7 protein-coding genes are annotated in these 16,139 nt (G+C 38.8%); 1 reads left to right on the top strand and 6 read right to left on the bottom strand.

What is annotated here, in order from left to right; genetic code table 11:
- Positions 1-211: 211 nt before the first annotated feature.
- Positions 212-1,033: an SMI1/KNR4 family protein gene (locus ACH0BF_RS19430; RefSeq protein WP_406910053.1), complete on the top strand. Its 822-nt coding sequence runs from the start codon at positions 212-214 to the stop codon at positions 1,031-1,033.
- A gap of 260 nt (positions 1,034-1,293) precedes the next feature.
- On the opposite strand, the gene ACH0BF_RS19435 is transcribed toward ACH0BF_RS19430, so the two are convergent.
- The 6 genes from ACH0BF_RS19435 to ACH0BF_RS19460 form a co-directional block, all read right to left on the bottom strand.
- Positions 1,294-2,271, bottom strand: a complete 978-nt coding sequence (locus ACH0BF_RS19435) for a DNA adenine methylase (protein WP_406910054.1) — start codon at positions 2,269-2,271, stop codon at positions 1,294-1,296.
- A 57-nt stretch (positions 2,272-2,328) separates the two neighbouring features.
- Positions 2,329-2,478 carry a hypothetical protein gene (locus tag ACH0BF_RS19440; RefSeq protein WP_406910055.1) on the bottom strand — a complete coding sequence of 50 codons (150 nt, stop codon included), beginning with the start codon at positions 2,476-2,478 and terminating at the stop codon, positions 2,329-2,331.
- Positions 2,479-2,667: 189 nt separating this feature from the next.
- Positions 2,668-4,647, bottom strand: a complete 1,980-nt coding sequence (locus ACH0BF_RS19445) for an LPD1 domain-containing protein (RefSeq protein WP_406910056.1) — start codon at positions 4,645-4,647, stop codon at positions 2,668-2,670.
- A 303-nt stretch (positions 4,648-4,950) separates the two neighbouring features.
- On the bottom strand, positions 4,951-7,353 hold the full coding sequence (gene secA, locus ACH0BF_RS19450; RefSeq protein WP_406910057.1) for a preprotein translocase subunit SecA: 2,403 nt from the start codon (positions 7,351-7,353) through the stop codon (positions 4,951-4,953).
- Positions 7,354-7,605: 252 nt separating this feature from the next.
- Positions 7,606-13,533: an Ig-like domain-containing protein gene (locus ACH0BF_RS19455; protein WP_406910058.1), complete on the bottom strand. Its 5,928-nt coding sequence runs from the start codon at positions 13,531-13,533 to the stop codon at positions 7,606-7,608.
- A gap of 128 nt (positions 13,534-13,661) precedes the next feature.
- A complete protein-coding gene (locus ACH0BF_RS19460; protein WP_406910059.1) occupies positions 13,662-16,064 on the bottom strand; it encodes a CAP domain-containing protein in 2,403 nt (800 codons plus the stop codon).
- Positions 16,065-16,139 lie beyond the last annotated feature (75 nt).

The raw sequence follows: 16,139 nt of genomic DNA on the forward strand, positions 1-16,139 counted from the left end.
TACCCCGGCTACCGATAGGATAAATCCTAAACAAAAAAGATCAACCAGAAAAATCTGGCTGACCTTATAATACGAACGGGGCAGTTTAGTTACAGATTGGAGGATATTTCAACTAAAAAAATACTTCCTATATTACATTATTAGAGGTGTATCAGTTTTTTGGGGAAATAGTGTAATTGTAAGTATTATTTATAAAATGGGAGTTGTGGAAATGGAATTAATCTTATGGGAAGAAGAATTTGATGAATATTTTTTAGGTGAACTAGAGATAGAAATGCTTCAAAAAGTACAATTTGAGCTGAATATTGATTTGCCCACTTTATATATTAACTTAATGAGTAACAGGAATGGGTTTTATTTAAAAAAGAAGTACTTCCCTACATCTACTGCCAACAGTTGGGCTAATAATTCAGTGCATGTAGATTATTTATATGGTATTGGAGAAAATCCAGGATTATTAGATAATATATACTTGCGTAAAGAATGGGGAATAAGAAGTGAAAAATTAATAATTGTATCGGCAGAACCACCGATATTTATCTGTTTAGATTATAGAAAAAGAAAAACTCCCGCTGTTACTTTTATTGATGTAGAGGAGAAACAAGAGTTTCAATTAGCAGTTAATTTTGAAGAATTTATTACTGGACTCGTCAATTACATTGAAGAAGACGAAATTGATATGTTTGATACGAGTCTATCGCAACAAGAAATGAAAGATTACTATGACAAAATCGATGCAATAATTGCAAAAGGGAAAACAGGTGAAATAGACCGTTTATTTACTAAGGTTCTCTCGACAAATAACGAGTTAATCAGATATATGATCGAAAAAATGCGGCAACATCCAAACTCTAAAGTCCAGTTTTATTTAATGTTGTTCCTAAGTGAATGTGCAGAAGGGCACAACAAAGGGACAATAGAGGATAACTATTTACTCGAAGTAGTGAACGAAATTTCAACATCAAAAAATAAAGATGCCAAAGCCTTTGCTATACGTAGTTTAGAACATTTACATAAAAGGCTTAAAATCTAAAGGATTTTTTTGTTGCAATATTTTAAACTAACGGATGCGTTAGTTCAACAAGAAGTAAACAACTTTATTATTCATTTTTTAAGTATTACATAAGTAGATGGATATAATTTGAAACAATTTTAAAGAGCCTTGCTGCATATAGAATGTAGTAAGGCTCTTATCTTTTTAATCAAAATTCAATAACTTTATTATCACTATACAATAAGCTTTTTGAAAAACAGCATGCCCCTTGTCTCAATAGCTTTTTTTTAAATTCTTGATTATACTGAATAAACTCTTCCAATAACCTCTTTTTTGGGAAACTCATATAATCCTTCAATCCATCGTTCATAATCATATGTTAGAACAATGTCTGCTCCATCAAAACCAAAATGCAATGTATCTAACAAGCAAGCAAGTTTACAATGATCTTCCTTTGTGAAGTAGCAATGATAAAGATCTTTCCCTTTTTTAAAATATGGGGGATCAATAAAGATTGTTGTTTCCCTTTGCCAATAAGCTTCCTCAATGAGTTCAACAGCTCTTTCCTGTGTGATTTCATAATGATCACTTAAACAATGAATCTTCTCAATCTTTTTAATAAGGGCTGACGGATTCCAACGAGAAAGTAATTTCTTTTGACTACCATTTTTACCGCCAAGAGGATTTGCCTTGACTATACCGCTATAAGCTAACCGATTTACCAATAATGAGGCCCAAGCCGCTTCCACAGCATTTAACCCTACATAATCTTGCTTTATGGCTGTTTGAGCGGTAAAAAAATGTTCATGAGTAGGTACGATAGTCTGTAATCGGTCAATCAGTGCATATGGCATGTATTTTATAACCCACCAAAGGGAATATACCCCTATGTCTAGATCATTTAAATATAGCTTTTCCACAACTCCTGCTTCTAACATTGCTAATTCAAAGCTTCCCCCTCCAGTAAAGGGAGAGACTAACACTTTTGACTTTGCTTGTTGCAGATGGGAGTACAATAAATTTATCATTTTTGATTTACCACCAGGATATCTATAAGGTGAAAGCCTTTTTGATAACTTTATTGGCGGTGGATCAATGTGTGATTCATTTAATGACCTTTCCTCAAGAATAAGTGTAAAACGGTGTTTAACAGCATCCTCTTGTATATAGGTATAACCATCACAGCTTTCACACCAAAACCCTTTATTCCATTGATCTAGTTGAAAATCACCACTTTCAAAGGTGCTTTCAAGACCACAAAATTGGCATGTGTACATAAAGATATGTCCTTTCTCTCTTCTATGTATTGTGTTAAAAATATTTTTCTATTTGAGTTATTTGGATCTTTCCCAACGGCTACTTCTGCCTTCTCTTAATCCTTGTTTATATGCTTCTTTCTTAATCCTGTTTATCTCTGCCTGAGCAAAACACAAAATAACTAACCCAACAAAACCAGCTGTTCCTACTATTAATAGCAAATCCATTTTCTGGGTACCTCCACTTATTTTCCTATTAATCCTTAAGAAGTTTTTCCTCATTTCATTAAGTGCTTTTCTTAAAATAAAACAGGAGATCTTTCGTTAAATACTGCCTTCGAAAGAATCTCCTGATATTGCTTTTAGTTCTTTAGTGAAAATCTTAATTTATTTCTTCCATTCCTTTAAAACATTTATTTAAAAAAGCGATAATTGAACGCAATCTCTTTCCGCATTACTCTCTAACATAACTGGTTGGACTATATTTTTCTCAGCATTGTAATTCTCTGATGTCTTTTCCGGAAGGCTTGCAACTGTCACTAATCCTACTGGTTGTTGGATTTCCCCATTTTTTTCTACCTTTGATATAAGGGTAACCTCTTCTTGATCCTTTCTTTTCTGAAGTTGGCTCATTAAGTCATCAAAATAACAGATGACTACCTGTAAATAGCGTTGATCTTCAGGATATACAATATCCTCATATTTGGGTTTTAAAAAGGAAGTCTCGACTCTTTTCTGATACAGATATAACTCGAAAGAACGAGCAAATACTTCTGTTGGCATAAGATAATAAGAAGAATTATACTTTGATTTCCCTTCCCATTGCTGTTTGAACGGATCATCAATTGGTAACTGATCTACTTTTCTTTGTAAAACTTCTTCATATACATGCAGGACCCGTCGAAATGCAAGACCTTCACTCAACATGTATCCACTGCCTAAGAAAGTGAAATCAATAGAGTGAGCCCACTCATGTGCAAAGGAACTAGGAGAATCAATATCTACAATCGTTGCACGATGATAAGGAAAATATAGACCCGCTGCACGATGGTGTCCTAATTTCTTAATACGGAAGCTATGATCCTTCATTTTGATTAAAGGTATAATCTTTTGAAAAGCTACAAATTCCTCTTCAAGTTTTTTGAACACATTCAAATCTACATCATTATCTAATTCCACATATCCGAAAATATCTAAGTATACATTGTTTTCCATAACTTGTTGTGTTTTTTTGTTAATGTGTTTTTTTGTTTCAAATGATTTTGCGTAATCTGATCTCTGTTGAAGAAGGTGCTCTGTCTTCAATACTACCTGACCAGCTTGACGTAAAAGTTCAGGAATCGCAGTAAATAGCACTAGATTATTCCTTATGTGTTCAATGTGTCCTTTTTCATTTGTAGATAAGTAGAAAGCTTCCATCATATCTTTTGCGGAGCCACCCTGCGGCCAAATAGCAACTACTTGATCCATAAGACCAGCATCTTCGAACGCTTTATGCAGGTCCGCTTGAAACTTCTCATTTATATATGGAAGATGTAAATGTTTGGTTTCGGGATCAAAGCACTTCATAAAGAGTGTTTGCATTAGAGCAAACCTATAGTGATCTCGATTGTTCAACAAAAAAGCTTCCAATGTATTGATGATAAATGCTTCAGCTAAAATGATTGGTAGATCTACAACTTTAACCATTGATGATGCTCCATATTTCGGAAAATAGAGCTCTCTATTATGTCTTTTTTTACTCACCTTCGGACCGGATATTATTCCATAAATCGATTCCTCTACTTCTTTTCCTTTACCACCAGGTTGTCTTTTCCTAATTGTAAGTTGAAGCGGAATGTTTTCTTTCATAAGTTGTGTCCGTTGTTCGGCAGTAGCATACTTTAAGTTAACTACTCGTGCCAATAACTCTATATTCCTCTCTGCTTTTTTTATTTCATTCATACCTTCATCATAATCATTTTTTAGACAACGCTCTTCTTCCTTAGAAACCATCTGTCTCTCATGTTCAGACATGTCAATTCTATAGTGTCGATAAGCAGCAGCTTTCTGACGCCCCTCCTCAATCAACTGAAACAGCGGTTGAATACTAATTAACTCGTATTGTCCAAAGAATAAACTTTCAATGAATATTTTTGTTTCGTCCCAGTCTTTCATACTCTCAATTTTTTTTCTAATTTGTTTGGTAAGTGACTCCACTAATTCATCCATCATCTTTGATCCGTAGAACCAAGTATTCCAGTGGTTCTTTTGCGTATAAGAAAGATAGGAAGATACCGGATCTTTTAACTTCAGTTTAAATTCATGAACTCCCAGAGCTATGCCCTTTTGTTCAAACTCCTTTTCGATCATTTTTTTTCTTAATGATAGGATTCTTTCTTTTGTTAATGCAGTCATTGTTATTCCTCCTGAAAATGTTTTTTTTCCACAGCAAAAAAAGCCCATTGGAATGATTGTTCATTAACAGTAGGCATTACTGTTAGATCAAATCACCCAATGGGCTTTATTATTGTTATAATTGTTAAACTGAAAAAAAGAAAAATAAATTGTTGCTAATACTCATTATACTGAGTTTTAATTCTTTCTACAATCGAAACTGAATGAAATCATTACTTTTAATTGTTAAGGATATTTTAGTAATGAATAGCTTTTAAAATACGAATTGATTCTAATTAATCCACCATCATTGAACTCTTGTATTTATACAGCCTCTTTCGTTTGAATACCTTCATTCATTGATTGAAGCAATTCTTCTTTTTCCCGACGTTCTTTCTCGATAATTGAAGCGGTACAACGAGCGATTTTTTTCATTAGTTTTTCTTCTATATGAAGAAAAACTGTATGACCTTCCATCATATAAGCTCGAAGTGGCTGCTCCTGTGCATACGAATTGTTATGAATACCTTCTTGTAAATGTTCCATAATATCAATCAGATCTAACCATTGACTATCTATGATCTGGATTGATTGAATTCTACAAAGCTCAAGCACTTCTTCCTCTGTCTCATCGAGCATGGTGCTACTTAATAAGTCTAAACTTTTATGAAATTCATGTAGTTGCCTTTTGCTCACTTCTTTTAATTCAGGAATAGTCTCTATTGGAAGAATACTATGTAGTTTCTCTAATAGGACAGATTCAGGAGGATCTATATATTCTTCATCACCAAATAACGCCAACTGTTCCATATAATCCTCTAAGACTCTGCCAATCGTGAAGGAGATTGCATCATTTAACAAAGATCGATAACTCTTTTGATCTAACAAGGTATTTCTTAAGTCATACAAATGGTCGCGCTGCGCATTAATTACACTATTTAATTTCATCATATAATCACGTGATGTATAGTGTATAGATTCGCACACTTTTTGTAAATGATCAGTAAAAGAACGAACTTTCTTTTCCTTTATAATTCGTCCATTTTCATCTGCTTTTAGAGTTTGAAGCCACTCCTTTCTATTTTCATTAATATTTCTAATGAATAAATCATCCTCTAAAGAAGTCATAAAGATTGAATCCCCTGGCTCTCCTTGACGACCAGCACGACCAATCATCTGTAAATCAATGCGACGACTCTCATGCCTTTCTGTCCCAATGACATATAATCCTCCCAATCTTTTAGTTTCCGGTGTTAGTAAAATATCCGTGCCACGACCAGCCATATTTGTAGCAATCATAACATTTCCATATTGCCCTGCCCGTCTAATTAGTTGAGCTTCGTGTTCGGAGGAATGAGCGTTGAGTACTTCAAATGGTATATCTGTTTCATCAAGATACTTAGCTAATTCAAATGATTGCTCAATTGAAACTGTACCTACTAATACAGGACGACCTGTACGAAAGACTTCACTAATTCTTTGTACAATGGCTTTGTATTTTTGGTCTTTTGTTTGGTATATCTCATCCTTATGATCTTCTCTTATCACAGGTTTATTTGTAGGAATCGTAACAACTTTCACACCGTAAAGATTGTACAATTCTCTTTCTTCTGTTTTAGCAGTACCTGTAAGGCCCGCTAGTATTGGATATTTTTGATAGAAGTGCTGAAGTGTCACAACAGATTGTGTTCGATTTTCAAGCGTTAGACCCACCCCTTCTTTTGCTTCAATTGCTTGATGTAAACCATTACTAAGACTACGTCCTTCCATTATTCGACCTGTTGTTGGAGCAATTAATTCAATTTTCCCTTCTTTTGATACGATATAGTCTACTTCTTTTTTCATTGAGACATTGGCTGTTAACGCTTGATTTAATCGGTGTAATAATGCTCTATTTTCTATATCATATAAATTAGAAATTCCCATTTGATCTTCTAAATAAGAAATTCCTTCCTCTGTTAATACAGCAACTTTACTTTCTTTTTCCTTTTCATAATGAGTACCTTTTTTCAACATGGTGATGTACCGCTGACAATCTTGTAATAAGGATTGATCCGTAAGAAAGGGGACAGCCAAGATCAAAGGTGTACGTCCTTCATCAATTAGTACACTATCTATCTCATCTATAATTGCATAATGAAATGGACGTTGTACTTTCTGATGATTGTAATACACGTGATGATCTCTAAGATAGTCAAAGCCAAATTCATTACCTGTACCGTATGTAATATCACATAGATAGGCAGCTTTTTTTTCTTCAGGTTTCATCCCTTCCATATTCATACCTACTTTTAAGCCAAGCATTTCATGTATAGGAGCCATTGCCTTACAATCACGCTCCGCTAAATACTCATTAACTGTGATTATGTGAACGCCTTTCTCTTCAAGAGCTCGAAGATATGCAGCAAGAGTGGTAGTAAGGGTTTTCCCTTCTCCTGTTTTCATTTCCGCGACGTTCCCTTCAACTAATGCCAAACCTCCAATAAGCTGTACATCAAAATGACGATAACCCAATACTCGATAGGCAGCTTCCCTTACTGCTGCAAACGCCTCTATTCGGAGGTCATTCAATTCCTTTCCTTCCTTAAGCTGTTGTTTAAATTGAGTTGTTTTAGCACGTAGTTCCTTATCACTCAAAGCACCATATTCTTCTTCTAAAGCTAAAACTGATTTCACAATTTTCCGGTAGCTTCGAAGTTTCCAATCCTGTTTAAATGACGTTTTCATATAATTAAACACCCTCCACTACTTTTTGTTAGGTTCGAGTCAATTATTTAAAATTATCTTTGTAGAAATGATGACGTGATTCTCAGATATTAGAAGGATAAATTTTTTTCTTTGCTCAAATTTTTCATATGATACTATACCTTTTCGTACTAAAATCGAAAAAGCCCCGCAGAAGTTGATATTTCTCTTCTGCCGGGCTTTTTTATATTGCTAACATGTTTTTTTACTATTGCTTGCTATTAGCATTGAAACTTATTTTTTTAATGACACTTCATATTTAAAGTCGCCTTCTTCTTCTTCAATAAAGAAGGATTCCTTTACTTCGACCGGTTCGCCATACTTTTCACCATCTTCCGTATACCGTTGAACGATATAGATGCCGCCTTCTTGCTGAGGGAAGAACAACGCAGGCTTGCCGCTTTCCTGGAACGTGACATCATCTAACAGATGTGCGTCTCGCTCGTATGAGCGATTAATCCGAAGCTTCACTTCATATCGGTAGACGTTCCCCTTCTTCACCGTGGTATCCACATAAGGGTCTGTGCCGCTGATGGTTCTGGAAGAACCGTCCTTGGTATAGGAGCCGTTTTCCTGCTTCACATAGCGTTGAATCCGGTACCCGTCAAGCCCTTCCGTTTTGGACGGAGTGATGACATACTGCCCGTCCTTAGTCACAGTGGCCGTCACAGCGGCTGGTGTGACTGTTTCAACCGGCGCTTCCGGCTCTTTCTCCGGTGGCTTTGGCAGCTCTCCGCTCTGCTCAGAACCATCTACCCGTTGAGTATAGTCATACACATAGTTGATCCGAGGAGACACCATGAACTTCACCTCTGTATTTTCCGGCAATCCTTTAAAGGTTGTGCTTGTGCCGATCGCATTTTGCGGATAGGTGAGCGGCTTCCATTTGCCGTCTTCCCCTTTTACATAGGCGCCCACACGGTAGCGGTCCGCCCCTTCGACAGCTGGCCAGGACAATTCGGCTTCTGTGCCATTCATATGAATGATTAAGCCGCCTACATCCTCATTTACCAGCTCTTCTTCCGTTGTGCCGCCTGTTTCCGGCGCGTCTTTTGCCGCCAGTGTGACTTCATTGGAGAAGCCAGCGGCTTCAAACACCGTTTTCGTGCCAAATCGAGGGATGACTTCATATTGATAGGTCGCCCCTTCTTGCACCCGTGTATCTTCATAGGACGTACTGCTTGTCTGATATTGAGTGCTTTCCTTGCGGAACGAACCGTCGTCTTGCTTCACATACCGTTTAATCAGGTACAAAGAAGGAGTTTCTCCCTTCATTGTTAAGGCATCAAAGGTTAGAAGAACCTTGCCATCTTGGGCTTTTGCCTGTACATTTTGTACCGTAGCTTCTTCTTCCTGTCCACCGCCAGTTTGTTTTGGCACCTGCACTTCATTGGAGGTTCCGGCTGCCTCAAACAAAGTTTTTGTACCGATTCGCGGAGTGACTTCGTACCGGTAAACAGCTCCTTCCGTTACTGCTTTGGTGTCTTGGAAAGACGTATCCTTCACATTTTGCGAAGCGCCGTCCGCTTTGAACGTACCATCTTCCAATCGAATATAGCGCTGTACTTTGTACAGGCTCGCTGGCTCTCCGCCTTTTTCATAGGCTGACCAGGAAACAGACATTTTTCCGTTTTCATAGACCGCTTTTACGTTAGCCATGCCAGCGGCTGTGGTTTTCGCTGTCACTTTTGCCGGTGCGCTTTCCCGTCCTTTCGCAGTATAGGCGGTGACTTCATAACTGTACAAAGTATCCGAAGCCAGTCCATTATCCGTATAGGCGGTTTCTTTCGTACGGGCAATTTCTTTGCCGTTTCGCTTGATAATGTATCCTTCTACCTCACTTGGCGACGCCTTCCATGTCAGAACGGCGTTCTGATGGGTCGTTTCTGCCTTCAATCCGGTTGGCGCTTCCGGCAGGTCGGCTTCCACTGTCACAGCGAGTGTACGGGACACTTTGCCGCCATAGGCATCGGCAGCTGTCACCGTGACTTTGCCTGTTCCCGGTGCGTTTGGTGTCACCTTCAATGTGGTGCCATCCACTTTCGCTTCATAAGCTTCTGTGCTGGCTCCTTCCAGGGTAAAGGTCAATTCATCCCCGTCCGCATCTTTAAAATGCGAGGACAGGTCCAGTGTTTTCTCCTGTGTGCCTTCTTTCAATGTCATCGCTGGAAGAACGGATGCCGTAGGCGCTTGGTTTTCGACTTCAAACATAAATGTTTTTTCCACAAAACCACCTCGTCCATCTTCTGCCCGAACCGTCACCTTCGAACTGCCCACTTGATGAGGCGTAAACACAAGCTGTCCATCGGTCAGGGCAAAACCAGCTAGCGCGTTCTTTTCCATTGTGACTTGGTACGTCAACGGATCACCATCTGGATCGCTGAAATATTCATGGAGGTTCATGGCAAGAGTCACACCGCGCACTGTTTTTTGCGGACGGATCATGCCGGCCGTTGGCGACTGGTTCTTCTCTGGAACAGAGACTGCCAGGGTCACCGGTTCACTTTCGTGCCCGTGCTCCACCGCTTTTACACTGTAAGTGTACGTGGTTCCGTCCTTCACTCGCTTATCTGTCCAAATGGTCTCTTTGGTGCGAGCCACTTCTTGGCCATCCCGTTCCACAATATAGGTCACATTCTCTTTTCCTGTCCAGGAAAGCGTGACATGGTCGGTTGTGACTTCTTCGGCTTTCAGGTCACGAGGCGGTGTGGCAATAAAGTCCTTCTCAATGTTAAAGACCGTGGAAGCGCCCGCCATTTTCTCTCCTTTGTCATCCAAAGGCTGAACCTGTACGCGGTACTGTCCGGCATTCGCAAGAAAGAACGACGTTTCTGCCGGCTTCACTTGGGTTTCTTCCACCACTTGTCCCTTCATATCCTTCACAGTGACTAGGTAGGCAGCCGCTTTTGGATGAGAGGACCACTCAACCGCTACTTCATTGCCAGTCACTTTTGTGATAAGATCCATTGCTGGATGGACTTCTACATCGCCCACTTCAATGGCATCATCGTCCATTTCCGTGCCATCTGCGGCAAACGGAATGATTTCAAAATGATATTTTGCGCCCTTTTTCAGCCCCTCTAAAGTATGGCTGTAAAAGTCTGTGCCATTTTCCTTCTGCGTGTGCACCTTTTGGCCATCCTGATGAATTTCATAGTAAGCTGCCCCGTCAATGGCGTACCATTCCAGTGTAATGAAATCCTCTCCGATGATTGGCGGGATCGACGGTTTCGGGTCTGCCGGTTTTTCAGGATCAGTTGGATCAGTCGGACTTGGTTCCGTTGGATTTTCTGGATCAGTTGGATCAACTGGATTCGGGTCCGTTGGGTTCTCTGGATCAGTTGGCTCCGGGTCCGTCGGATTTTCTGGATCGGTTGGATCAGTCGGATTTGGTTCCGTTGGATTTTCTGGATCAGTTGGATCAACCGGATTCGGCTCTGTCGGATTTTCCGGATCAGTTGGATCAACTGGACTCGGGTCCGTTGGATTTTCTGGATCGGTTGGATCGGTTGGATCAGTCGGATTCTCCGGTTCTGGAGCCGGTACGTCAATCGGTTTATCTGTTTCTACTACAATATCTTCAATTTCAATTGGTTCCCCTTCAGAACCATCTTCATACACAGGAACGGCTCGATAACGGTACGTTTCGCCCAATTTCGCTGTATGATCCGTATAAGATGTTTGGTTGCCTGATACTTCTCCCAAGAGCGAGCCATTCCGATTAATTTTAAAGCTTACCGCATTCTTCACCGGCAGCCAGTGGAAAGTCACATCTACATATGTTTCTTTCTTCTTCACAGATAATTTTATTTCCTGAGTAGTCGTACCGCCTTTCCCATCTGCCGCTGTCACAGTTAGAGTGGTTTGTCCTTCTTTTAATGGGGTTAAAGTCAGTTGACCATTAGAAATTACATATGAAGCTACTGTGTCATCGCTTAGCTCTACAGAATAAGAAAGGTCATCTCCGTCCGGATCACTAAAATACTGAGATAAATCAATCACCGCATTCGTTCCAATTTCCAGTGTTTGATCTGGAACTGCAGTAGATTCTGGTGGTTTATTCTCACTTATCCAAGTTCCAGTTTCAGGATTATACACTATTTTAGAGGGTGAAAAAAGCAAATATGGTAAGGTCTTACCCTCATCAATCCCCCATACTGGTGAGTTTTCTGAATCCATAAAATCAAAGCTACCATCTGATATATAACTTGTCTTACTTAAGGACTGTTCTTTAGATATTTCTCCACTTATTTGATTATTATTACCGCTACCTTCCATCCCATTATAAGAATACATGGATTTTACATCTGTACCCTCAGCGCCGCCGATTCCTTTACCAACTGCTGTTGTTCCTTTTACTGATGGATTTAATGCAAATACACTTTTTAGTGTCCCATACCTACTGTATCCGACAATTCCACCTACTTGGTTTGTTCCTTCAACGATTCCTGCTGTAATAGCATTTTCCACAATTGTAGGCCCACTAGCATTAAGATTCCCTACTAAACCGCCTACCTGCTGCTTTCCTGTTATTTTTCCGGTTGAATAAGCGTCCTTTATTGTACCAGATGTATGAGTACCTACCAGACCTCCGGCACCAGCATCAGAAGCAGTTACTTCCGCAGTGCTGTATACCCTCTTCATACTCTTTTGCCAACCATAATAATCCCCCGCAATTCCACCAACAAATGCTACTCCTTCAATTCTCCCCCCACGGACATACACATTTTCTACATTACCTGTTAATTTTCCCGCGAGTGAACCTGTATAGTAGCCACTTGATTTCACATTCGGATTAACTAACCCTAAGTTTTTGATGGTTGCTCCTGTTTGGCCGAAAAGCCCACTATAATGCTCCTTTGAATTAATCGTAAGGTTATGAATTTCAAAGCCATTCCCGTTAAATATGCCTGAAAAATCTTTTATTGGCTGCCACTCAATTTCAGATAAGTTAATATCATTCAAGAGAACATAAGGATTGTTTTCTCGAATAATTTTTAAATCCTCTGCATCATAGACAGGGTTATATAACTTTCCATCATGGATAACCACAGTGATCTTTTTCTCATATTTTGGTTTTATAAGATCAGGATTATTTTTAAATCGAAGCTGCGGTAGATCATTCTTTCCCGGTTCCCACACGTTCGTAAAGTCAAATCCACTATATGATTGACTGTCAGTTACCTTTTCCTCTTCGATAAGCTGGGTTTCATAGTTAACAGCACCGTTGCCTCCCATCTTGTCAAGAATTGAAACATCCTGTGAAGTTTGCTCAACAACTTTTCCAATTCCTTTACCAACTACCGTTGTTCCTTTTACTGATGGATTTAATGCAAATACACTTTTTAGTGTCCCATAACTGTTGTACCCGACAACTCCACCTACTTGGCTTGTTCCTTCAACAGCTCCTGTGGCAAAGGCATTTTCTAGATTTGTAACTCCACTAGCATTCAGGCTCCCTACTAAACCGCCTACCTGCTGCTTTCCTGTTGTTTTTCCGGTTGAATAAGCGTCCTTTATTGTACCAGATGTATGAGTACCTACCAGACCTCCGGCACCAGTATCGGTACCAGTCACTTCCGCAGTGCTGTATACCCTCTTCATACTCTTTTGCCAACCATAATAATCCCCCGCAATTCCACCAACAAATGTTACTCCTTCAATTCTCCCCCCACGGACATACACATTTTCTACATTACCTGTTAATTTTCCCGCGAGTGAACCTGTATAGTAGCCACTTGATTTCACATTCGGATTAACTAGCCCTAAGTTTTTGATGATTGCCCCTGTTTGGCTGAAAAGCCCACTATAATTTTCCTTTGAATTAATCGTTAGGTTATGAATTTCATAACCGTTCCCATCAAATGCGCCTGTAAATCCGTTTATTGGTTGCCATTCAATGCCTGATAAATTAATATTTGTAGTTAACTTAAAGTGACTAGATAAGTTATTCCTTATATCATTTAATTGGGACGCACTAGCAATCAAATACGGATTAGCCGCAGTCCCGTCTCCCCCAGCAAATACTCCAGCGGCTTCGGCCTTCCCTACTTCTGACAAACCTGTTAAGTCTGCTACCGGAATACTTGTTGCCACCATAGGGGCAACCATTAAAGCTGTGGCAAGACGTTTCTTTCGCTTGGACAATGCTTCTTTTTTCATTCAAGTAAACTCCCTTCAATATAAAGAAAATACTTTCTGCAAGTAAATATGAAGGGAAACTCTGAAATTTGAAGAGCAAATTTAAAAAAACCTTCTCTATTTGCAATAGAGAAGGTTTTTATCATTTTTTATTGAACAGTAAATGTAAATTTTACAGGTTCTTTTAATTTCTTTCCGTTTAGTCCTTTAATTTCATCATCAAGATAAATAGTAAATGTTTGTCCAGTTGTCCATCCTCCACTTTTAGGAATGATTCTAATTTGTGTGCTCGATAGTGCCTCAACCTTAATATCAACTAAGTTCCCGAAGTTATCTAAGGCAAATACAGTTTTTTCAGTAACGGTAGAACGATCAAGATTCCCCTTTATTGTTACAAGAAAGGACTTATTAGATTGAATATCCTTAAATGTTTTGAACTCCTTTTTGAATTTTTCTAAAGGCGGTATATCTTTAGAAGGTCCTTCTCCTGGATTAGTTGAAGGAGCATCATTTTTAATGCTAATATTGAATGTCCTTTCTACTACGCCACCTTGCCCATCATCTGCTTTAATTGTAATAACCGCTTTTCCTAAAGATTTAGGTTGAACAATTAATTGATTTTCTTTTATCGAAACTATTGCTTTAGTGTTGTCGGACGATGAAGCAGTATAAGTTAATTTGTCCCCATCCGCATCAGAAAAATACTTATTCAAATCCAAAATATAAAGTTGATCTGATAGATTCATTGTATGATCTTCTATTACTTTGCTACTTGGCACGCGATTTTCTACTGTATAGGTGAATGACTCTGAAGCCTTACCACCTTTATTATCTTCCGCAGTTACTTTAATAGTTGTTTGCCCTATTTTCTTTGGCTTAATAGATAATGTACCATTGTTAACTGAAACTGTTGCTACGTTTTCATTTGAAGAAGTAGCAGAGAAATTCAATTTATCTCCATCGCCATCAGTAAAGTAGTTTAATAGATTTATTGTTTTGGTATCAGAATTATTTCCTTTAAGGTTTGGTATGCTGTTAGCTTTTGGTGGTTGATTAGTAGGATTTTCTTCTGAACCATTGTCGTCTTCTGTTACTTGAACGGCGAATGAAGTGCTCACAGACGCTTCTCTTGTATCTGTAGCATGGACAAGAATATTGGTTGTCCCTGATTTTTTGGCCATTACTTTAAGTGTATTTCCTATCACTGATACTTCAGCAATGGATTCATCCGAAGAAGTTACCTGGTATTTCAGAGTATCGCTATCTTGGTCAATGAAATATGACGATAAATCTATACTTTTTTCTGTTCCCTCAACACTCACCATATTATCCAGCTCACTAGATGTTGGGATAGATGAGGAAAATGACAGATTATAACCGCTTACTTTCATTGGTGAACTCCAGGTCTGTTTTCCTAACTTAGCTACTAAACGATAGTCTGTTCCATCCGTCAGTCCCGAACCTTTATATTGTTGATCACCTTGAGTGTTAAAGGATTGAATTAGCTTACTGCCTTTATAAACTTCATAACTTAACTGTTGTTGTCCACCGCTTGTTAGGTGTAGTTGTGCTAGTTTAATCCCCCCGTTTGCTACCCGAGTATCCGCTCCTTTAATAGCGTGTGTACGAGCAGTCTTAAAAGACCAATTATAAGACTTTTTCATAGGTTCTCCTTTTGGAGATTTATAACTAGCATCAATTTGAACATGGTACGTCTCATTTAAAGAAAGTGGCTCTTTCGGAATGAGAAATATCGTATTTAATACTGATTCTTTTGTAGCATCTAGGCAGTAAAATTCTATTTGTTTTCCCTTACTATCTGTGATAGATGCTTTTTCAGCCTTTAATGATCTCCCTCCAAATTCTGAAACAGAAATTGGATAACCAACAAATTTAGATGAATTTGTTTCATATCTAAGAGGATCTGGAATTTCGGTATTTTGCCATCCAGTCTTAACTCCCAGCTGTCCATTATAAGGATACATGATTGTTTTTGAAACCTCATTGCCAAACCAATCTTTCCCCATATTAATGACCAATGGATTCCAACCTGAATTAACAAACTCTTGATAGATGCCCCCCTCTTTTAAAGCAGGGTCCATCATAGCAATTCGATGATAGGGCGCATCAATTAATCCTTCAACTCCGGAAACTGCTTGACCACCCTTAGTAACAAGTACTTCAGTAGCTTGTCCAGTATATCCAAAGTGTTCAGCCCGCTCTTCTGGACCAATACCGGTAAATTTCTCATATCCTTCACGCTCACTATGACCGTCTGCACTGTTGTGATATGCCATATATTCTGCGTGGGATTTGGCAGACTCCAATAGTGAAGAATTTAACTGAAATACAGAGAGTCCGAGCGATTGACGCCATTGATTTAATAGTTCCCACCCTTGCTTCATATTTTCATCTATACCTGTCTCTGCTACATTGGCAGCAGACACTGTATACTCTAAATTCGGAACTAAATCATAGACTGGTGTTACAATTAATCCAGCAGCGATTACCGCCTTTGCAAATGGCATTTTCCAATTAGTATGTTTATTCATTTCCCCTATCTCCTTATTATGTATATTTTCTCTTTTATTTTTTGGTTATTCCTATTTAAACAAGACACTAACTTA

The sequence above is a fragment of the Pseudobacillus sp. 179-B 2D1 NHS genome (genome assembly GCF_045370945.1).
In the GTDB taxonomy this organism is placed as follows: domain Bacteria; phylum Bacillota; class Bacilli; order Bacillales; family Domibacillaceae; genus Pseudobacillus.